At 69.2% G+C, this 18,858-nt stretch carries 15 protein-coding genes and 1 tRNA gene; 13 read left to right on the plus strand and 3 right to left on the minus strand.

Going from position 1 to position 18,858, the window contains the following annotated elements; genetic code table 11:
* The 11 genes from IFT89_RS04985 to IFT89_RS05035 all read left to right on the plus strand — a co-directional run.
* On the plus strand, positions 1 to 261 hold a 261-nt coding region (locus IFT89_RS04985), incomplete at its 5' end, for a Trp biosynthesis-associated membrane protein (protein WP_202938417.1).
* A 115-nt stretch (positions 262 to 376) separates the two neighbouring features.
* Complete coding sequence (locus IFT89_RS04990; RefSeq protein ID WP_079705940.1) at positions 377 to 607, plus strand: DUF6704 family protein; 231 nt, start codon at positions 377 to 379, stop codon at positions 605 to 607.
* A gap of 2 nt (positions 608 to 609) precedes the next feature.
* Positions 610 to 1,386 (plus strand): indole-3-glycerol phosphate synthase TrpC, encoded by a 777-nt coding sequence (trpC, locus tag IFT89_RS04995; RefSeq protein WP_079705941.1) that lies wholly within the window; start codon positions 610 to 612, stop codon positions 1,384 to 1,386.
* Positions 1,383 to 2,633 (plus strand): tryptophan synthase subunit beta, encoded by a 1,251-nt coding sequence (trpB, locus tag IFT89_RS05000; protein WP_370281926.1) that lies wholly within the window; start codon positions 1,383 to 1,385, stop codon positions 2,631 to 2,633. The genes trpC and trpB overlap by 4 nt, the downstream gene beginning before the upstream one ends.
* Positions 2,630 to 3,442 (plus strand): tryptophan synthase subunit alpha, encoded by an 813-nt coding sequence (gene trpA / locus IFT89_RS05005; RefSeq protein ID WP_202938418.1) that lies wholly within the window; start codon positions 2,630 to 2,632, stop codon positions 3,440 to 3,442. The genes trpB and trpA overlap by 4 nt, the downstream gene beginning before the upstream one ends.
* Before the next feature lie 75 nt (positions 3,443 to 3,517).
* Positions 3,518 to 4,531 carry a prolipoprotein diacylglyceryl transferase gene (gene lgt / locus IFT89_RS05010; RefSeq protein ID WP_079002517.1) on the plus strand — a complete coding sequence of 338 codons (1,014 nt, stop codon included), beginning with the start codon at positions 3,518 to 3,520 and terminating at the stop codon, positions 4,529 to 4,531.
* Positions 4,532 to 4,649: 118 nt separating this feature from the next.
* The gene (gene gltB, locus IFT89_RS05015; protein ID WP_202938419.1) at positions 4,650 to 9,212 is read left to right on the plus strand and encodes a glutamate synthase large subunit; all 4,563 of its coding nucleotides are present in this window, start codon (positions 4,650 to 4,652) and stop codon (positions 9,210 to 9,212) included.
* On the plus strand, positions 9,205 to 10,662 hold the full coding sequence (locus tag IFT89_RS05020) for a glutamate synthase subunit beta (protein WP_202938420.1): 1,458 nt from the start codon (positions 9,205 to 9,207) through the stop codon (positions 10,660 to 10,662). Before gltB ends, IFT89_RS05020 begins: the two co-directional genes overlap by 8 nt.
* Before the next feature lie 92 nt (positions 10,663 to 10,754).
* On the plus strand, positions 10,755 to 12,170 hold the full coding sequence (pyk, locus tag IFT89_RS05025; RefSeq protein WP_064296910.1) for a pyruvate kinase: 1,416 nt from the start codon (positions 10,755 to 10,757) through the stop codon (positions 12,168 to 12,170).
* Positions 12,171 to 12,284: 114 nt separating this feature from the next.
* Positions 12,285 to 13,625, plus strand: a complete 1,341-nt coding sequence (locus IFT89_RS05030; RefSeq protein ID WP_202938421.1) for a CoA transferase — start codon at positions 12,285 to 12,287, stop codon at positions 13,623 to 13,625.
* A 60-nt stretch (positions 13,626 to 13,685) separates the two neighbouring features.
* Positions 13,686 to 14,348 carry a histidine phosphatase family protein gene (locus IFT89_RS05035; RefSeq protein WP_202938422.1) on the plus strand — a complete coding sequence of 221 codons (663 nt, stop codon included), beginning with the start codon at positions 13,686 to 13,688 and terminating at the stop codon, positions 14,346 to 14,348.
* Here IFT89_RS05035 and IFT89_RS05040 read toward each other — a convergent pair whose 3' ends face one another.
* Together IFT89_RS05040 and IFT89_RS05045 are read right to left on the minus strand one after the other, a co-directional pair.
* Positions 14,349 to 14,621: a hypothetical protein gene (locus tag IFT89_RS05040; RefSeq protein ID WP_137241668.1), complete on the minus strand. Its 273-nt coding sequence runs from the start codon at positions 14,619 to 14,621 to the stop codon at positions 14,349 to 14,351. It lies immediately after the preceding gene.
* A gap of 257 nt (positions 14,622 to 14,878) precedes the next feature.
* Positions 14,879 to 14,959: transfer RNA gene (locus tag IFT89_RS05045), tRNA-Leu, on the minus strand.
* Positions 14,960 to 15,013: 54 nt separating this feature from the next.
* Between IFT89_RS05045 and IFT89_RS05050 the strand changes: the two genes are divergently transcribed.
* Positions 15,014 to 15,619, plus strand: a complete 606-nt coding sequence (locus IFT89_RS05050; protein WP_064296913.1) for an ANTAR domain-containing response regulator — start codon at positions 15,014 to 15,016, stop codon at positions 15,617 to 15,619.
* A gap of 74 nt (positions 15,620 to 15,693) precedes the next feature.
* On the opposite strand, the gene IFT89_RS05055 is transcribed toward IFT89_RS05050, so the two are convergent.
* On the minus strand, positions 15,694 to 16,116 hold the full coding sequence (locus IFT89_RS05055; protein WP_137241667.1) for a hotdog fold thioesterase: 423 nt from the start codon (positions 16,114 to 16,116) through the stop codon (positions 15,694 to 15,696).
* A gap of 55 nt (positions 16,117 to 16,171) precedes the next feature.
* Here IFT89_RS05055 and polA point away from each other — a divergent pair, with 55 nt between their 5' ends.
* The gene (polA, locus tag IFT89_RS05060; protein ID WP_202938423.1) at positions 16,172 to 18,832 is read left to right on the plus strand and encodes a DNA polymerase I; all 2,661 of its coding nucleotides are present in this window, start codon (positions 16,172 to 16,174) and stop codon (positions 18,830 to 18,832) included.
* The last annotated feature ends 26 nt before the right edge of the window (positions 18,833 to 18,858 follow it).

The following is an 18,858-nucleotide window of genomic DNA, read 5'->3' on the forward strand; positions in this document are numbered from 1 at the left end:
GAGGCCACGGGCGTCGCCGGGAGCCAGTCGACCATCGACCTCGTCGCGGCGACCACGCTCACCGCCTGGCCGGCGATCACCCTGGTGCTCGGCGTCGTGCTCGCACTCGCCGGGCTCGCGACCGTGCTCACCCACCGCCGGTGGCCCGGTCCGTCGAAGAAGTACCAGACCGTCCGGTTCACGCAGGTCGAGACGGCCCCGAGCGCCGACCCGGTGGGCGCCTGGGACGACCTCAGCCGCGGCGACGACCCGACGCGCTGACCGCTCCGCCGACCCCCGACGGCACCCCGGGCCACCTGGGAACTCGTGGCCCACGCACGGAACCGCGCACCGGTTGCCGGTACACTGGAACCCGCACTCGCACAGAAGGAGAACCATGAGCACCGACCCCTCGGACCCCGGCCACGGACACTCGCCCGCCGCCTGGACGGCCGTAATCATCATGTTGGTCGCGTTCGCCGCCGGTACGGTCTTCTTCTGGCTCGACATGCCCGTCCTCGTCTGGGCCTCCGCCGGCGTCCTCCTCCTCGGGTGGATCACGGGCGGTGTCCTCGCCAAGGCGGGTTACGGCGTCGGCGGGTCCAAGACCGTGGCGAAAGAGCACTGAACATGCTCGCCGACCTGATGGCCGGCGCGAAGGAGGACGCTCTCGGGCGCCTCGCGGGCCGTCCGGCTGCAGTCGTCGAAGCCGCTGCTGTCGACGCCCCTCCGGCCATCGACGCCCTCGCTGCGCTCGCCCCGGCCGACCAGGTCAAGATCATCGCCGAGGTCAAGCGGTCCAGTCCGTCCCGCGGCGCGCTGGCCGACATCCCCGACCCGGCGCTCCTCGCCTCGCTCTACGAGCAGGGTGGTGCCAGCGCGGTCAGCGTGCTGACCGAGGGCCGGAAGTTCGGCGGTTCGCTGCAGGACCTCGAGGCCGTCCGTGCCGCGATCCGCATCCCGGTCCTGCGCAAGGATTTCATCTCCTTGCCGTACCAGGTGTTCGAAGCCCGGGCATCCGGCGCCGACCTGGTCCTCCTGATCGTCGCCGGACTCGATCAGGCCACCCTGTCGTCGCTGCATGAACTCGTCGTGCAGCTCGGCATGACCCCGCTGGTCGAGACCCATTCCGCCGACGAGCTGGCCAGAGCGAGCGACATCGGCGCGCGGCTCATCGGTGTCAACGCGCGGAACCTCAGCACCTTCGAACTCGACCAACACCTCTTCGGATCGTTGACCGACCGTTTCCCCGCCGACGCCGTCAAGGTGGCCGAGTCCGCTGTGCTCCGCGCCGCCGACGTCGCCGCCTACCGACGTGACGGCGCCGACGTCGTCCTGGTCGGCGAGGCGCTCGTCACCGGCGACCCCGTCGCCACCCTCGAACAGTTCCTGGGAGCCACCGCATGACCATGTCACCAGCCACCCCCGCCCACGCGGAACCGACGCACCTCCGAGACGAAGCCGGTCCGTTCTTCGGTGACTTCGGCGGACGCTACATGCCGGAGGCGCTCATCGCCGCGGTCGACGAACTCGCGACGGCCTACGAGGCCGCCAAGGCCGACGAGAGCTTCCAGGCCGAGCTGACCACGCTGCTCCGCGACTACGCCGGCCGCCCGTCGATCATCACCGAGGTGCCACGCTTCGCCGCATCGGCCGGTGGTGCGCGCATCTTCCTCAAGCGCGAGGACCTCAACCACACCGGCTCGCACAAGATCAACAACGTCCTGGGCCAGGCGCTCCTCACGAAGCGCATCGGCAAGACCCGCGTCATCGCCGAGACGGGGGCCGGTCAGCACGGTGTGGCCACGGCCACGGCGGCCGCACTCTTCGGCCTCGACTGCACCATCTACATGGGCGAGGTCGACACCGAGCGCCAGGCGCTCAACGTCGCCCGCATGCGGCTCCTCGGCGCGACCGTGATCCCCGTCACGACGGGGTCGCGGACCCTGAAGGACGCCATCAACGAGGCGTACCGCGACTGGGTCGCGTCGGTCGAGACCACGAACTACATCTTCGGCACCGCGGCGGGCCCACACCCGTTCCCGGTCATGGTCCGCGACTTCCAGAAGATCATCGGAGAAGAGGCCCGCGCACAGCTCCTCGAGCTGAACGGTTCACTTCCCGACGCGGTCGTCGCCTGCGTCGGTGGCGGCTCCAACGCCATCGGTATCTTCCACGCCTTCCTCGACGACGCGGACGTCGCGCTCTACGGAGTGGAGGCTGCCGGCGACGGCGTCGACACCCCTCGGCACGCCGCGTCCATCGGCCGCGGTCGTCCGGGTGTCCTGCACGGTGCCCGCACCTTCGTCCTGCAGGACGACGACGGCCAGACCGTCGAGTCCCATTCCATCTCCGCCGGCCTCGACTACCCGGGCGTCGGACCGGAGCACGCCTGGCTCGCCGACACCGGGCGGGCGACGTACGTCCCCGCGACGGACGCCGAGGCGATGGAGGCCTTCCGGCTCCTGAGCCGCACCGAGGGGATCATCCCGGCGATCGAGTCCGCCCACGCACTTGCCGGGGCCATCGTCCTCGGCAAGGAGCTGGGCCCCGAGGCGACCATCCTGATCAACCTCTCCGGGCGCGGAGACAAGGACGTCGAGACGGCTGCCACCTACTTCGGACTCCTCGACGAAGCCGGGCGGAACGCATGACCGCCCCGGCCACCGACCACACGACGGTCTCACCGGTCGCCTCGGCGATCGACGCCGCCGCCGTCGACCGCCGCGGCGCCCTCATCGGGTACCTCCCCGTCGGGTTCCCCGACCTCCAGACGAGTATCGACGCCGCCATCGCGCTCGCGCAGAACGGCGTCGACGTCCTCGAGCTCGGCGTGCCCTACTCCGACCCCGTGATGGACGGAGCGGTCATCCAGGCTGCGACCATGACCGCCCTCGCGGAGGGGTTCCGGTTGCGCGACGTCTTCACGGCGATCAGCGCCATCCGCGCCGCCGTGGACGTCCCGATCCTCGTCATGACGTACTGGAACCCGGTGCTGCAGTACGGCGTCGAGCGCTTCGCCTCCGACCTCGCCTCGGCCGGCGGAGCCGGGCTCATCACCCCCGACATCACCCCCGACGCCGCGGCGGACTGGCTGGACGCCAGTGAACGCCACGGTCTCGACCGGGTCTTCCTCGCAGCACCGACCTCGAGCGACGAGCGCCTGTCGCTCGTGACCGAGCGCTCCCGCGGCTTCGTGTACACCGTCTCCACGATGGGCATCACCGGTGCCCGGCAGGACCTCGACGCGGCCGCGAAGACCCTCGTCGGTCGTCTCCGCACGGCGGGGGCACAGCACGCGTGCGTCGGCATCGGCATCTCGACCGCGGAGCAGGTCCGCTCGGTCCTCGAGTACGCCGACGGAGCCATCGTCGGCTCCGTCTTCGTCAAGGCTCTCGCCGACGGCGGCGTCCCGGCGATCACCGAGGTCGCCCGTTCACTCGCGGCCGGCACCGCCCGCTGAGGGTATCCTCACCACGTCCGCGATGCTGAAAGCCGTACACTCGATCAGAGTTCGTAACGAAAGGCGACCACTGCAGTGATTGCACCCCTCAGCATCCCGAGCCCGAACCCGGACATCGCGACCTTCAGCGTGGGCCCGTTCACGGTGCACATGTACGCGCTCTGCATCATCGCCGGGATCATCGCCGCCACCATCCTCACCTCCCGCCGGCTGACGAAGCGCGGTGCCGAGCCGGGCATCGTGCTCGACATCATCCTGTGGGCCATCCCCTTGGGGATCATCGGTGCGCGGATCTTCCACGTCCTGACCCACCCCGGCGACTACTTCTACCCGGGTGCCGACCTCCTGCGGACGCTCTACATCTGGGAGGGCGGCATCGCGATCTTCGGTTCGCTCATCGGTGGAGCGGTCGGCGCCTACATCGGCTGCCGCATGACCGGGATCCGGTTCTGGACCTTCGCCGACGCCCTCGCGCCCGGCCTGCTGCTCGCCCAGGCGTTCGGTCGCCTCGGCAATTACTTCAACCACGAGCTCTACGGGCTCCCCACGGACCTGCCCTGGGGCCTCGAGATCGAGGCCAGCAACCCCGCGTTCCCGATCGGTCTGCCCGCCGGCACGCTGTTCCACCCCACGTTCCTGTACGAGATCATCTGGAACCTGCTGGGGGTGGCCGTCATCCTCTGGATCGGACACCGCTTCAACCCGCAGTGGGGCCGCCTGTTCGGTGTCTACCTCATCTGGTACGGCGCCGGTCGCACGGTCTGGGAGACCATCCGGATCGACCCGAGCGAGTACCTCTTCGGCATCCGCGCCAACGTCTGGGCCGCGATCCTCGCGATCGTCGTCGGACTCGCGATCATCGTCATCCAGTCGCGTCGCCACACGGGTGCCGAGCCGTCGCCGTACGTCCCCGGCCGTTCCTGGGCCGATCCGAAGGCTGCGGTAGACTACTACGACACCGACGCGGAGAACCTGGGGCTGCGCAGTGCCTCCGCCGACGACGATGCCGACGGATCAGACCGCACTGCGTCATCCACTCCGTCGTCCGAAGCCACGGTCGCCACAAGCAAGACCGGCTCTCGCTCCTAGGCTGAACGCACCCTCGTCGGCCCGGTGGATCCCGGCTCAGCAGGGGATCCATCACCCGTTTCGTCCCAGGGCCAGCGACGTCCCCCTTCTGATCCCCTTTCGTGAGGACGGTAATTCCATGGCGCATGCACCGTACGCTTCGTTCAGCTCGGTTCCGCCCAAGCAGGGCATGTACGACCCGGCGAACGAGAAGGACGCCTGTGGCCTGGCGATGGTCGCGACCCTGACGGGCGAGGCCTCGCACAGCATCATCGACGCGGCGCTCGGTTCGCTCCGCAACCTGGAGCACCGCGGCGCGATCGGATCCGACGCCGGGACCGGCGACGGCGCTGGCATCCTCACCCAGATGCCCGACGCCTTCCTGCGCGGCGTCGCCGGATTCGACCTGCCGCCGCTCGGTGCGTACGCCGTGGGCATCGCCTTCCTGCCCACCGACGCCTCCGAGCGCGCACAGCTCCAGACGCGCATCGCCTCGATCGCCGCCGAGGAGGAACTCACCGTCCTCGGCTGGCGCGAGGTGCCGGTCGACCCCGACGAGCTGGGGAAGCTCGCCCGTGCGGCCATGCCGGCGTTCGAGCAACTGTTCGTCACCGGGTCCAGCACCTCGACGCCGACCGGGATCGCCCTCGACCGACTCGCCTTCCGGCTCCGGAAGCGGGCGGAGCGCGAGCTCGGGGCGTACTTCATCTCCCTGTCGAGCCGCACGCTCGTCTACAAGGGCATGGTCACGACACTCCAGCTCGAACCGTTCTACCCCGACCTGTCCGACGAGCGGTTCGCGACCAAACTCGCCATCGTCCACTCGCGGTACTCCACCAACACGTTCCCGTCCTGGCCGCTCGCCCAGCCGCTGCGCATGATGGCACACAACGGCGAGATCAACACCGTCGAGGGCAACCGCAACTGGATGCGCGCGCGGCAGTCGCAGCTCGAGTCCGAGCTCATCGGCGACATCCGCCCGCTGCTCCCCATCATCACGCCCGGAGCGAGTGACTCCGCCTCGTTCGACGAGGTCCTGGAGCTGCTGACGCTGACCGGACGGTCCCTCCCGCACGCCATGATGATGATGGTGCCCGAGGCCTGGGAGAAGCAGACCGGGCTGTCGCAGGAGCGACGCGACTTCTACGAGTTCAACTCCATGCAGATGGAACCGTGGGACGGTCCGGCCGCCCTCACCTTCACGGACGGCTCACTCGTCGGCGCGACCCTGGACCGGAACGGCCTGCGTCCCGGTCGCTGGCTGGAGACGACCGACGGCCTCGTCGTCCTGGGTAGCGAGATCGGCGTCCTCGACGTCGACCCGAGCCGGGTCAAGCGCAAGGGCCGCCTGCGCCCCGGAAAGATGTTCCTTGTCGACACCGAGGCCGGGCGGATCATCGAGGACGACGAGATCAAGGACGAGCTCTCGGCTTCGGCACCCTGGGGCGACTGGCTCGACGCCGGACGCATCAACCTGAGCGACCTGCCGGAGCGCGAGCACATCGTGCACACGCCGGCATCCGTCACCCGCCGCCAGCGGACCTTCGGATACACCGAGGAGGAGGTGCGCATCCTCCTGCAGCCCATGGGGCAGAACGGTGCGGAGCCGCTCGGCGCGATGGGGTCGGACACCCCGATCGCGGTGCTCTCCGACCGCCCTCGGCTCCTCTTCGACTACTTCGTGCAGCAGTTCGCCCAGGTCACCAACCCGCCGCTCGACTCGATCCGCGAGGAGGTCGTCACCTCGCTGAAGCTCGGGCTCGGCCCGGAGCGCAACCTCCTCTCGTGGGGCCCCGAGCACGCCAGGCAGGTCGTCCTCGACTTCCCGGTCATCGACAACGACGAGCTCGCCAAGATCCAGCACATCGACCCGAACCCGGCGAGCCCACTGACGACGACCGTCAAGGCGCTGTACCGCGTCGAGGACGGCTCGGCCGGACTCGAGACGCGCCTGCGCGAGATGTGCGACGAGGTCGACCAGGCGATCCTCGCCGGCTCGGAGTTCATCGTCCTGAGCGATCGTGACTCGAACTCCGACCTCGCGCCGATCCCGTCGCTGCTCTCGCTCGCCGCCGTGCACCACCACCTGATCCGCGCCGAGAACCGGATGAAGGTCGGGCTCGTCGTCGAGGCCGGCGACGTGCGCGAGGTCCACCACGTCGCGCTGCTCATCGGCTACGGCGCCTCCGCGATCAACCCGTACCTGGCCATGGAGAGCTGCGAGGACCTCGTCCGCAGCGGTCTCATCCAGGGCGTCACCCGCGAGCAGGCCGTCAAGAACGTCATCAAGGCGCTCGGCAAGGGCGTGCTCAAGATCATGTCGAAGATGGGGATCTCCACGGTGTCCTCCTACGCCGGAGCACAGGCCTTCGAGGCCGTCGGCCTGAGCCAGCAGCTCGTCGACAGCTACTTCACCGGTACGGAGACGAAGCTCGGCGGTGTCGGCATCGAGGTGATCGCCGAGGAGAACGCGAAGCGTCACCGGTACGCCTACCCCGAGGACGCCGCATCGACGGCCCACGAGCGCCTGCAGTCGGGCGGCGAGTACCAGTGGCGTCGCGACGGTTCGCCGCACCTCTTCAACCCGGAGACGGTCTTCAAGCTCCAACACGCGACCAAGACGCGCCGGTACGACATCTTCCGCGAGTACACCCACATGGTCGATTCCCAGGCGGCGCAGCTCATGACGCTCCGCGGGATGTTCACGCTCCGCGCCGGTGCCCGCCCGCCCGTCCCGCTCGACGAGGTCGAGTCGGTCGCGTCGATCGTGAAGCGGTTCTCGACCGGGGCGATGAGCTACGGTTCCATCTCGCGCGAGGCCCACGAGACGCTGGCGATCGCGATGAACAGCATCGGTGCCAAGTCGAACACGGGTGAGGGCGGCGAGGACGTCGACCGGCTCCTCGACCCGACGCGCCGCAGCGCGATCAAGCAGGTCGCCTCCGGCCGGTTCGGCGTGACGAGCATGTACCTGACGCACGCCGACGACATCCAGATCAAGCTCGCCCAGGGTGCGAAGCCCGGCGAGGGCGGGCAGTTGCCGCCGACGAAGGTGTACCCGTGGGTGGCGCGGACGCGGCACGCCACGGCGGGCGTCGGCCTCATCTCGCCGCCGCCGCACCACGACATCTACTCCATCGAAGACCTCAAGCAGCTCATCTTCGACCTGAAGCGTGCGAACCCGAAGGCCCGGATCCACACCAAGCTGGTGAGCCAGTCCGGCATCGGTGCGGTGGCCGCGGGCGTCGCGAAGGCGCTCTCGGACGTGATCCTGGTCTCGGGTCACGACGGCGGAACTGGCGCGAGCCCGTTGAACTCCCTGAAGCACGCCGGGACGCCGTGGGAGCTGGGTCTCGCTGAGACGCAGCAGACGCTCATGCTCAACAACATGCGCGACCGCGTCGTGGTGCAGGTCGACGGTCAGATGAAGACCGGACGCGACGTCGTCATCGGCGCCCTGCTCGGCGCCGAGGAGTTCGGCTTCGCGACGGCACCGCTCGTCGTCTCCGGGTGCGTCATGATGCGCGTGTGCCACCTCGACACCTGCCCGGTCGGCGTCGCGACGCAGAACCCGGTGCTGCGCGAGCGGTTCACCGGCAAGCCGGAGTTCGTCGTGAACTTCTTCGAGTTCATCGCCCAGGAGGTGCGCGAGTACCTCGCCGAGCTCGGGTTCCGGACGCTCGAGGAGGCGATCGGCCACAACGAACTGATCGACGCCGACCGAGCGATCGACCACTGGAAGGCGTCCGGGCTCGACCTCGCCCCGGTCCTCGTGGGTCCCGTCTTCGCCGACGACGAGCCGCGGATCAACCGCCGGCCGCAGGAGCACGAGCTCGAGAAGCACTTCGACCAGCAGCTCATCACGGCCGCCTCGGACGTGCTCGAACACGGCGGCCACTTCTCGGTCGACCTGCCCATCCGCAACACGGAGCGGGCGGTCGGCACCATGCTCGGCCACGAGGTCACCCGGCGGCACGGCGAGAACGGGCTCCCGGCAGGGAGCATCGACATCACCCTGCGCGGCTCGGCCGGGCAGTCCTTCGGTGCCTTCCTCCCCGGCGGCATCGCCCTGCGGCTCATCGGCGACTCGAACGACTACGTCGGCAAGGGCCTGTCCGGTGGACAGATCGTCGTCCGGCCATCCGAGCGCGCAGCCTTCGCGCCCGAGGAGAACGTGATCGCCGGCAACGTCATCGGATACGGCGCGACCCAGGGCACCATGTTCCTGAGCGGGATCGTCGGCGAGCGGTTCCTGGTGCGCAACTCCGGCGCCACGGCGGTCGTCGAAGGCGTCGGTGACCACGCGCTCGAGTACATGACGGGTGGTCTCGCCGTCATCCTGGGTCAGACCGGCCGGAACCTCGGCGCGGGCATGTCCGGCGGCACGGCCTACGTGTTCGACCTCGAACGCGACCAGGTCAACCGCGACTCCCTCGCATCGGGGGAGCTCACCCTGTCCGAACTCGACAGTGCCGACGCCGAGATCGTCCGCGACCTCCTCGAGCGGCACGTCGTGGAGACCGGTTCTCCGCTGGCCGGGCGCCTGCTCGCCGACATCGAGGACTCACTCGCCCGCTTCGTCAAGGTCCTGCCGCGTGACTACGCGGCAGTCCTGGCGACCCGACAGACCGCACTCGACGAGGGGCTCGACCCCGACGGCGACATCGTATGGAACCGAATCCTGGAGGTGACCGGTGGCTGATCCCAAGGGATTCCTGAAGGTACCGGAGCGCGAGCTCCCGAAGCGCCGGCCTGTGCCGGTCCGCATCATGGACTGGAAAGAGGTCTACGAGCAGAGCGACCCCGCGACCGTCCGCAAGCAGGCTGGTCGCTGCATGGACTGCGGCATCCCGTTCTGCCATCAGGGCTGCCCGCTGGGCAACCTCATCCCGGAGTGGAACGACCTCATGTGGCGAGGCGAGGGACGCTCGGCCATCGAGCGGCTGCACGCCACGAACAACTTCCCGGAGTTCACGGGTCGTCTCTGCCCGGCGCCGTGCGAGAGTTCGTGCGTACTGGGCATCAACCAGCCCGCCGTGACCATCAAGCAGGTCGAGGTGTCGATCATCGACCAGGCGTTCGCCAACGGTTGGGTCGAGTCCCACCCGCCGGAGCGGCTGACGGGCAAGACGGTCGCCGTCGTCGGTTCCGGTCCGGCCGGCCTCGCCGCGGCCCAGCAGCTGACGCGTGCGGGGCACACGGTCGCGGTCTACGAGCGCGACGACCGCATCGGTGGTCTGCTGCGCTACGGCATCCCCGACTTCAAGATGGAGAAGAAGCACCTCGACATCCGGCTGAAGCAGATGCAGGACGAGGGCACGCGGTTCCGCGCCGGTGTGAACATCGGGGTCGACATCAGCTGGGACGAGCTTCGCGCCCGCTACGACGCCGTCGTCATCGCCACCGGTGCCATGGTGCCGCGCGACCTCCCGATCCCCGGTCGTGACTTCTCCGGGGTCCACTTCGCGATGGAGTACCTCGTGCAGGCCAACCGCGTCGGCGCCGGCGACATGGTCTCCGACCAGATCACGGCGGAGGACAAGCACGTGGTGGTCCTCGGCGGCGGCGACACCGGTGCCGACTGCATCGGCACGGCGCACCGTCAGGGTGCCGCTTCCGTCACGAACCTCGCCATCGGCACGCAGCCGGCGGGGGAGCGGCCCGAGCACCAGCCGTGGCCCATGATGCCGACGCTCTTCGAGGTCGCGAGTGCGCACGAAGAGGGCGGCAACCGCGAGTACCTGGTGTCGACCGTCGAGTTCCTCTCCAACGAGGCCGGCGAGGTGCGGGCGATCCGCGTGGCCGAGACGGAGTTCGTCGACGGCCGTCGCGTGCCGAAGAGCGGCACCGAACGGGAGATCCCGGCCGACCTCGTCCTCCTCGCGCTCGGATTCACGGGCCCGGAGGGCGAGACCCTCGAGTCGCAGTTCCAGCTTCCCTTCACGGGGCGCGGCAACGTGGCACGGGAGCACGACTACCAGACCAACCAGCCCGGCGTGTTCGTCGCGGGCGACGCCGGTCGTGGCCAGTCCCTCATCGTGTGGGCGATCGCCGAGGGCCGCGCTGCGGCGGCGGCCGTCGACCAGTACCTCGAGGGCGAGACCCAGCTTCCCTTCCCGGTCCGTCCCACGGACCAGCCCATCTCCCTCTAGGCTTTCAAGCGGACGACAAGCGTCGGACGCATCATGCCGAGCAGTGAGTACCGAAGCGCCTCGCGCGCAGAAATCATGGAGAACACACACACATGAGACGAGCCAAGATCGTCGCAACGCTGGGGCCTGCAGTCTCCAGCTATGAGAACATCCGGGCCATCATCGATGCGGGGGTCGATGTCACCCGGATGAACCTGAGCCACGGCAGCTACGACGTGCACGAGGCCATCTACGCCAACGTGCGCAAGGCCACCGAGGACTCCGGCCGTGCCGTCGCCGTCCTCGTCGACCTGCAGGGCCCGAAGATCCGCCTCGGCAAGTTCGAGGGCGGCCCGTACGACCTCGCCGTCGGCGACATCTTCAAGATCACGACCGAGGACATCCTCGGCACCAAGGAGATCTCCTCGACGACGTTCAAGGGCCTGCCCCAGGACGTCAAGCCGGGCGACTTCCTCCTGATCGACGACGGCAAGGTCAAGGTCGAGGTCGTTGAAGCGGACGACACCGTCGTGACCACGCGCGTCATCGTCGCCGGCCCGGTATCGAACAACAAGGGCATCAACCTCCCCGGCGTCGCCGTCAACGTCCCCGCGCTCAGCGAGAAGGACGAAGCGGACCTCCGCTGGGGACTGCGTCTCGGCGCCGACCTCATCGCCCTCTCGTTCGTGCGCGACGCGGCCGACATCGACCGTGTCCACGAGATCATGGCGGAGGAGGGCCGCAAGGTCCCCGTGATCGCCAAGATCGAGAAGCCGCAGGCCGTCGAGAACCTTGAGGGCATCGTCGAGGCGTTCGACGCGATCATGGTCGCCCGTGGCGACCTCGGTGTCGAGCTCCCGCTCGAGGCCGTCCCGATCGTGCAGAAGCGCGCGGTGGAGCTCGCTCGCCGCATGGCGAAGCCGGTCATCGTCGCGACGCAGATGCTCGAGTCGATGATCTCCAGCCCCATCCCGACCCGCGCGGAGACCTCCGACGTCGCGAACGCGGTGCTCGACGGTGCTGACGCGGTCATGCTCAGTGGCGAGACGAGTGTCGGCGCCTACCCGGTGATCACGGTCCAGACCATGGCCCGGATCGTCGAGTCGACCGAGATCCACGGTCTCGACCGCGTTCCGCCGCTCGGCACGAAGCCGCGCACCCAGGCCGGAGCGATCACGCTGGCGGCCGTCGAGGTGGCGGACTTCGTCGAGGCGAAGTTCCTCTGCGTCTTCACGGAGTCGGGGGAGTCGGTCCGCCGCATGGCCCGTCTCCGCAACCGGATCCCGATCCTGGCGTTCACGCCCGACCCGGCCATCCGTCGTCGGATGGCGCTGAACTGGGGCGTCGAGTCCTTCGTCGTCGAGCGCGTGACGCACACCGACCAGATGGTCGCCCAGGTGGACGAGGTCCTCGTCGCCACGGGCAAGGCCGCCGTCGGTGAGCCGGTCATCATCATCTCCGGTTCCCCTCCCGGCATCCCCGGGACGACGAACGACATCCGCGTCCACAAGGTGGGCGACGTCCTCTAGTCGTCGACAGCAGCGAAGGCCGTGGTCCTCCCGTACGGGGACCACGGCCTTCGTCGTCCGCCGGGGGTGCGGTGGCACCGCGATTCCGGACGCCGTGGGTCTAGCCTGATCCCCATGAACCGTTCCGTCCTCGTCGACGACACCCTCCGCAGCGCAGTGGGCCTGGAGCCGGGAGGCGTCGACCGTGAGGCGACCGGTGCGGCGGGACTCCTGGCCTCCCGATTCGCCGTCCTGGAGCTCGCCGCGGTCGCCGTCGGCGCCGTGGAGGATGCCGCCGACCGACTCCGCATCGCCCTCGGGTACGAGCCGTTGCACACGGCTCTCGACCTCGAGCGGATCGCCGCGGCCTACCAGAGCGACCGCCTGTTGCGGATCGACGGAGCAGCCGTGGACGCGTTCGCGCCACTGTCCGGCTTCTTCGCCGCGGCAGACGGCTGGGTGCGCACGCACGCGAACTACCCGCACCATCGCCGCCGCCTGAGCGCCATGCTCGGGATCGGCGACGAGGCCACCCGCGCAGAGCTCGCCTCGGCGATCGCCTCCCGCTCGGCTCTCGACTTGGAATCGGAGGCCGCGGGAGTCGGCGCACTCCTCGTCGCCGTCCGGAGCGCTGCCGAGTGGTCGTCCACACCACAGGCCGCCGTCGGTGATGGACCGCTCGTCAGGCGTCATGGCGGCTCCGTCGGCTCGGCGATCGCCTCGTGGGTGCGGCCGACGAGGAGACACCCCTTGCGCGGCCTCCGCGTCCTCGACCTGACGCGGGTGATCGCCGGTCCGGTGTCCACGAGGACCCTCGCGCTCCTCGGCGCGGACGTCCTGCGCGTGGATCCACCGCAGGTCCCCGAGATCCCGTGGCAGCACACCGACAGCGGCCAGGGGAAGCGGACGGCGACCCTCGACGCGTCGACACCGCGCGGCCTCGCGACACTGCAGACGCTGAGCGACGAGGCCGACATCCTGGTGACGGGGTACCGGCCACACGCCCTCGAGCGCCTCGGTCTGCGAGGTCGCGACGGTCTGGTCACCGGCTCCGTCGACGCCTGGGGTACGACGGGGCCCTGGGGTGATCGACGCGGTTTCGACAGCCTGGTCCAGGCCGCCACGGGCATCGCGCTGGTCGAAGGGGAGGACGGCGCCCCGGGTGCCCTGCCGGCTCAGGCGCTCGACCACAGCGCGGGATACCTGCTGGCGGCGGCCATCGTCGACGACGTGGCGGCGGTGGTCGGCGGCGGTGATGCCGGCCGGTCGTCGGTGTCGCTCGCGCGCGTCGGTGCGGCGCTCCAGCGACTGCCACGATCCGGGGAACGCCCGCCGTCCGATCTCCCGGGAGCGCGGTGCCTGGTGACCCACGGTGCGGTGACGACGGCCCGCCCCGCGCTCAGCGCCTTCGACGACCACGCGTCCCCGGCGGCGGTCCTGGGGAGCGCCGAACCGCAGTGGACCCCGCGCAGCTGATCCCGGCACACTCCGCACCGGGAGATGACCGCCGTCCGGTCGCTCGCCTACCCTGGAGGTATGCGCCTCATCCTCATCAGACACGGTCAGACCTCGTCCAACGTCGCCGGCCTGCTCGACACCGCGATCCCCGGGGCCGTCCTCACCGAACTCGGCGAGACGCAGGCGGCCGCCCTCCCCAAAGCGCTCGTGGGGGAGCGGATCGACGCGGTCTACGCCTCCACCGCGGTGCGGGCGCAACAGACCGCCGCACCCGTCGCCGAAGTCAGTGGGCTTCCCGTGATCGTCCGTGACGGACTCCGGGAGATCAGCGCCGGCGACAACGAGATGCTCGGGTCGTCCGAGGCCGTCCAGGTCTACATCGACACCATCGTGGCGTGGGCGATGGGCGACCTCGACACCCGGATGCCGGGCGGCGAGGACGGCCACGAGGTGTTCGCGCGCTTCGACGCCGTGATCGAGGAGCTCGAGGGCTTCGGACTGGAGAGCGTGGTGGTCGTGAGCCACGGAGCGATGCTCCGGTCCTGGCTCGGGCTGCGCGGGGCGAACGTCGACGGACACTTCATCGGCACGCACCCCATCACGAACACGGGCGTCATCATCGTCGACGGGGACACGACGACCGGTTGGCGGGTCGACACCTGGACGGGCGACGCCGTCGGCGGACCGGAGCTGACGACGGAGGCCGACGGTCCGGCCGCCGCCGTCGAGCGCGGCTTCTGATCAGTTCGCGCCGTCAGCCGAGGTCGCGCCGTCCGTGAGGAACGGTCCGGGCTCTTCGCCGGGCTGACCCGGCAGTGAGCCGACGAGACGGTCGAGCTCAGCGGCGTCGACGTCGATGCCCTGGTCGCTGAGACGGTCCGCCAGCGCTGCCCGGACGTCGAGGTCCGGGGTGAGGGACCGGTCTGCTGCGACCTGCACCAGGATGCCCTGGAGCCGGTCGTCGGTGCTGGCGTCGTGGACGTCCTGGCGCGGGTCGGTGTGCTCTGCGGTCATGGTGTCGGGTCCCATCGTGTCGGACGACGTGAGGTACGCCGTGCTCTCGACGGTACGCTACGGCGTCGCCGACACCTCCCGCAGGGGCTTGACGATCGGGCGCGGTTCACGAGTCATCGGAGCCTGGACGGGCTGAGTCCGGAGCCTGAGTCCGGGCCTGAAATGGATGAAGAGAGTACCGGTGGTGGGACTCGAACCCACACGTCTTTCGACAAAGCATGTTGAGTGCGCCCGGAGGGCTTTCCCACTCATCGCGGTACCGGTGGTGGGACTCGAACCCACACGTCTTTCGACAAAGCATTTTGAGTGCTCCGCGTCTGCCATTCCGCCACACCGGCGCGTCCGCCGCACGGCGAACAGCAACCTGCATCAGAGTACCGTAGGATTTGAGGGTGACCGAGCAAGAGACCCCTCCCGCAGCCCCACGGCGCGTCGTCGTCGCTGAGGACGAATCCCTCATCCGCCTCGACATCGTCGAGATCCTCCGCGACAACGGTTTCGAGGTCGTCGGCGAGGCCGGCGACGGCGAGACCGCTGTCGCCCTCGCGACGGAACTCCGTCCGGATCTCGTGATCATGGACGTCAAGATGCCTCAGCTCGACGGCATCTCCGCGGCCGAGCGCATCGGTAAGGCGCACATCGCCCCGGTGGTCCTCCTCACGGCCTTCAGCCAGAAGGAGCTCGTCGAGCGGGCGAGCGAGGCAGGCGCCCTCGCCTACGTCGTGAAGCCGTTCACGCCGAACGACCTCCTTCCCGCGATCGAGATCGCCCTCTCGCGCTACCAGCAGATCATCACCCTCGAGGCCGAGGTCGCCGACATGGTCGAGCGCTTCGAGACCCGCAAGCTCGTCGACCGGGCGAAGGGCCTCCTCAACGAGAAGATGGGCCTCACCGAGCCCGAGGCGTTCCGCTGGATCCAGAAGGCCTCCATGGACCGCCGCCTCACCATGCACGATGTCGCGCAGGCCATCATCGAGCAGCTCAGCGCCAAGAAGTAGCGCTCCTCCCTCGTCGCAAGAGCGGCCCGTCCCCTCGGGGGCGGGCCGCTCTGCTGTGTCCGGTGCCGGGCTCGTCAGCCGGTCGGTGCGTCCTTGATGAGGTTCGTGATGCGGATCGTGGAGCACCGTCGTCCCTGCTCGTCGCTGACGGCGATCTCGTGCACGGTGAGCGAGCGACCGAGGTGGATCGGGGTGCAGACACCCGTCACGAGGCCCTCGGTGGCGGACCTGGTGTGCGTCGCGTTGATGTCGATGCCGACCGCGAGTTTGCCCGGGCCCGCGAAGAGGTTGGCGGCCATCGAGCCGAGGGACTCGCCGAGCACGACGTACGCCCCACCGTGCAGCAGCATCGCGGGTTGGGTGTTGCCCTCGACGGGCATGGTGGCGACGGATCGCTGCACCGTGAACTCGGTGAACTCGATGCCCATCTTGGCGGCGAGTGCGCCACTGCCCCTCGTCCGCAGGAACTCGAGTGCGTCGTCGGTCTCGTTCGTCATGTCCACCTTCGGATCGGGCCTGAGCCGTGTCGGCACCGGCTTGTAGGCTGGGCGCGTGTCGGAATCAGAAAAGCCTACCCTCCTCGTCGTCGACGGCCACTCGCTCGCGTTCCGGGCGTTCTACGCCCTGCCGGTCGACAGCTTCCAAACCCGCGACGGTCAGCACACGAACGCCATCCACGGCTTCATCTCCATGCTGATCAGCCTGCTCAAGAACGAGAACCCGAGCCACATCGCCGTGGCGTTCGACATCTCGCGCCGTTCCTTCCGCACCCGCGAGTACCCCGAGTACAAGGGCACGCGCGGTGAGACCCCGCCCGAGTTCAAGGGGCAGGTGCCGCTGCTCGAAGAGGCGCTCAAGGCGATGAACATCACGACGATCAGCAAGGAGGACTACGAGGCCGACGACATCCTCGCCACCCTCGCCAAGCAGGGCGCTGAGGACGGCTTCCGCGTGCTCGTCGTCTCCGGCGACCGCGACACCATCCAGCTCGTCACAGACGACGTCACTCTGCTGTACCCGTCGAGCCAGGGCGTCTCCGCGCTCACCCGGTACGACGGCGCCAAGGTCTTCGAGCGCTACGGCATCCGCCCGGAGCAGTACCCGGAGATCGCGGCACTCGTCGGCGAGACGAGCGACAACCTCCCGGGCATCCCGAAGGTCGGCGAGAAGACCGCCGTGAAGTGGCTCAACCAGTTCGGTTCCCTCGAGCAGATCCTCGAGCGCGCCGACGAGATCACCGGCAAGGTGGGGGAGAGCCTCCGCGAGCACAAGGAGAACGCGGTCCGCAACCGCCGCCTCAACCGGCTCCTCACCGATGTCGAACTGCCCGTCGGACCGAAGGACCTCGAACGCCGACCGATCGACGCGGACGCGGTGGCGGCCGTCTTCGGGCGGCTCGAGTTCCGCACGCTGCTCGATCGGGTCCTCAAACTCGACGGGCTCGAGGCCAACACGGATGTGTCCGCACCGCAGGCGGGCGGCGTGGTCATGCCACCGCAGAAGGAGCTGCTCGACGAAGAGCTCGAGGCGTGGATCACCCGTGCCGTCGCCGCACATCCCGCCGGGATCGGTCTCCACCTCGACCTCGACGGTGGCCTCCCGGTCGCAGCCGGCCTCGCGACCCCCACGGAGATCGTCTCGCTCGCCTGGCGTCCCGGTGAAGCCGACTACGCGCCGCTCGAAGCGTGGTTGGCGAGCGACGCCCCGAAGATCATGCACGACGCCAAGCCGCAGCTCCAGGCGGTCACGCGTGCCGGCCTGACGGTCGACGGTCTCGGCTACGACACCGCGGTCGCCGGCTGGCTCCTGCGTCCGAGCGGCGGCGACAAGACCATCGCCGACCTCATCACCCGCTATCTCGACGAGTCGATGCCCGTCGCCGACCCGAACCAGCTCGTCCCAGAGACCGACCCCGTCGGCGCCGGCGGTACCGCCTGGTACGCCCTCCGGGTCGCCGAGGCCACCCGCACGGCACTCGACGCAGGGTCGCTCGGCGTGCTGCTCGACATGGAACTGCCGGTCCTCCAGGTGCTGGCCCACATGGAGCTGACCGGGGTGACGGTCGACCACGACATCCTGAGCGGCCTGTCCGAGCAGCTCGGGAACCGGGCGGCGGAGCTCGCGAGCAACGCGTATGCGGAGATCGGCCGCGAGGTCAACCTCGGATCACCGAAGCAGCTGCAGGAGGTCCTCTTCGACCAGCTCGCCATGCCGAAGACACGCGCCAACAAGACGGGCTTCTCGACCGACGCCGGCGCCCTGGCCGATCTCCAGGAGAAGAGCCCGCACCCGTTCCTCGGGCTCCTGCTCGAGCACCGCGATGCGACGAAGCTCCGCCAGATCGTGGAGACGCTCGACAAGGCGATCACGCCCGACGGCCGTATCCACACGACGTACGTGCAGATCGGGACCAGCACCGGTCGAATCTCCTCGACCGACCCGAACCTGCAGAACATCCCCGTGCGCACCGAGGAAGGACGCCGCATCCGCGCCGCCTTCCAAGCCGGCTCCGGGTACGAGACCCTACTGACCGCCGACTACTCGCAGATCGAGATGCGGATCATGGCGCACCTCTCCGGCGATGCCGGCCTCATCGAGGCGTTCAAGTCCGGCGAGGACCTCCACCGCTTCGTCGGCGCGCGTATCTTCGGCGTCGCCGCCGAGGACGTGACCCCCGCGATGCGCAACAAGGTCAAGGCGATGTCGTACGGACTCGCCTACGGTCTGAGCGCGTTCGGGCTCTCGAAGCAGCTGCGGATCTCGAGCGCTGAGGCGAAGCAGCTCATGGTCGACTACTTCGAGCGCTTCGGTGCGGTCCGCGACTACCTGCGCAACGTCGTCGAGCAGGCGAAACTCGACGGCTACACCGAGACGATCTTCGGTCGTCGCAGGCTCTTCCCCGAGCTCTCGAGCCCCAACCGACTGGTCAGGGAGAACGCCGAACGCCAGGCGCTGAACGCCCCGATCCAGGGTTCGGCCGCCGACATCATGAAGCGCGCCATGATCGGCATCGAGTCCGAGCTGCGGTCCGAGTCCCTCAGCTCGCAGATGATGCTGCAGGTGCACGACGAACTGATCTTCGAGGTCGCCGAGGGGGAGTGGGACGCCCTGGAGCGCATCGTCCGAGCGCAGATGGCCGGCGCCGCCGAGCTGTCGGTACCGCTGGAGGTCCAGATCGGCCGCGGCCACGATTGGGACGCCGCAGCCCACTGAGCGCCCTGCGGGTCCGCACCCGGGCG

Source organism: Plantibacter sp. CFBP 13570 (genome assembly GCF_014841395.1).
Taxonomy (GTDB): Bacteria; Actinomycetota; Actinomycetes; order Actinomycetales; family Microbacteriaceae; genus Plantibacter; species Plantibacter auratus.

Coding starts and splice junctions, on each gene's coding strand:
- IFT89_RS04990 (WP_079705940.1), top strand. CDS start 377: ATGAGCACCGACCCCTCGGACCCCGGCCACGGACACTCGCCCGCCGCC.
- trpC (WP_079705941.1), top strand. CDS start 610: ATGCTCGCCGACCTGATGGCCGGCGCGAAGGAGGACGCTCTCGGGCGC.
- trpB (WP_370281926.1), top strand. CDS start 1,383: ATGACCATGTCACCAGCCACCCCCGCCCACGCGGAACCGACGCACCTC.
- trpA (WP_202938418.1), top strand. CDS start 2,630: ATGACCGCCCCGGCCACCGACCACACGACGGTCTCACCGGTCGCCTCG.
- gltB (WP_202938419.1), top strand. CDS start 4,650: ATGGCGCATGCACCGTACGCTTCGTTCAGCTCGGTTCCGCCCAAGCAG.
- pyk (WP_064296910.1), top strand. CDS start 10,755: ATGAGACGAGCCAAGATCGTCGCAACGCTGGGGCCTGCAGTCTCCAGC.
- IFT89_RS05030 (WP_202938421.1), top strand. CDS start 12,285: ATGAACCGTTCCGTCCTCGTCGACGACACCCTCCGCAGCGCAGTGGGC.
- IFT89_RS05035 (WP_202938422.1), top strand. CDS start 13,686: ATGCGCCTCATCCTCATCAGACACGGTCAGACCTCGTCCAACGTCGCC.
- IFT89_RS05040 (WP_137241668.1), bottom strand. CDS start 14,621: ATGACCGCAGAGCACACCGACCCGCGCCAGGACGTCCACGACGCCAGC.
- IFT89_RS05055 (WP_137241667.1), bottom strand. CDS start 16,116: ATGACGAACGAGACCGACGACGCACTCGAGTTCCTGCGGACGAGGGGC.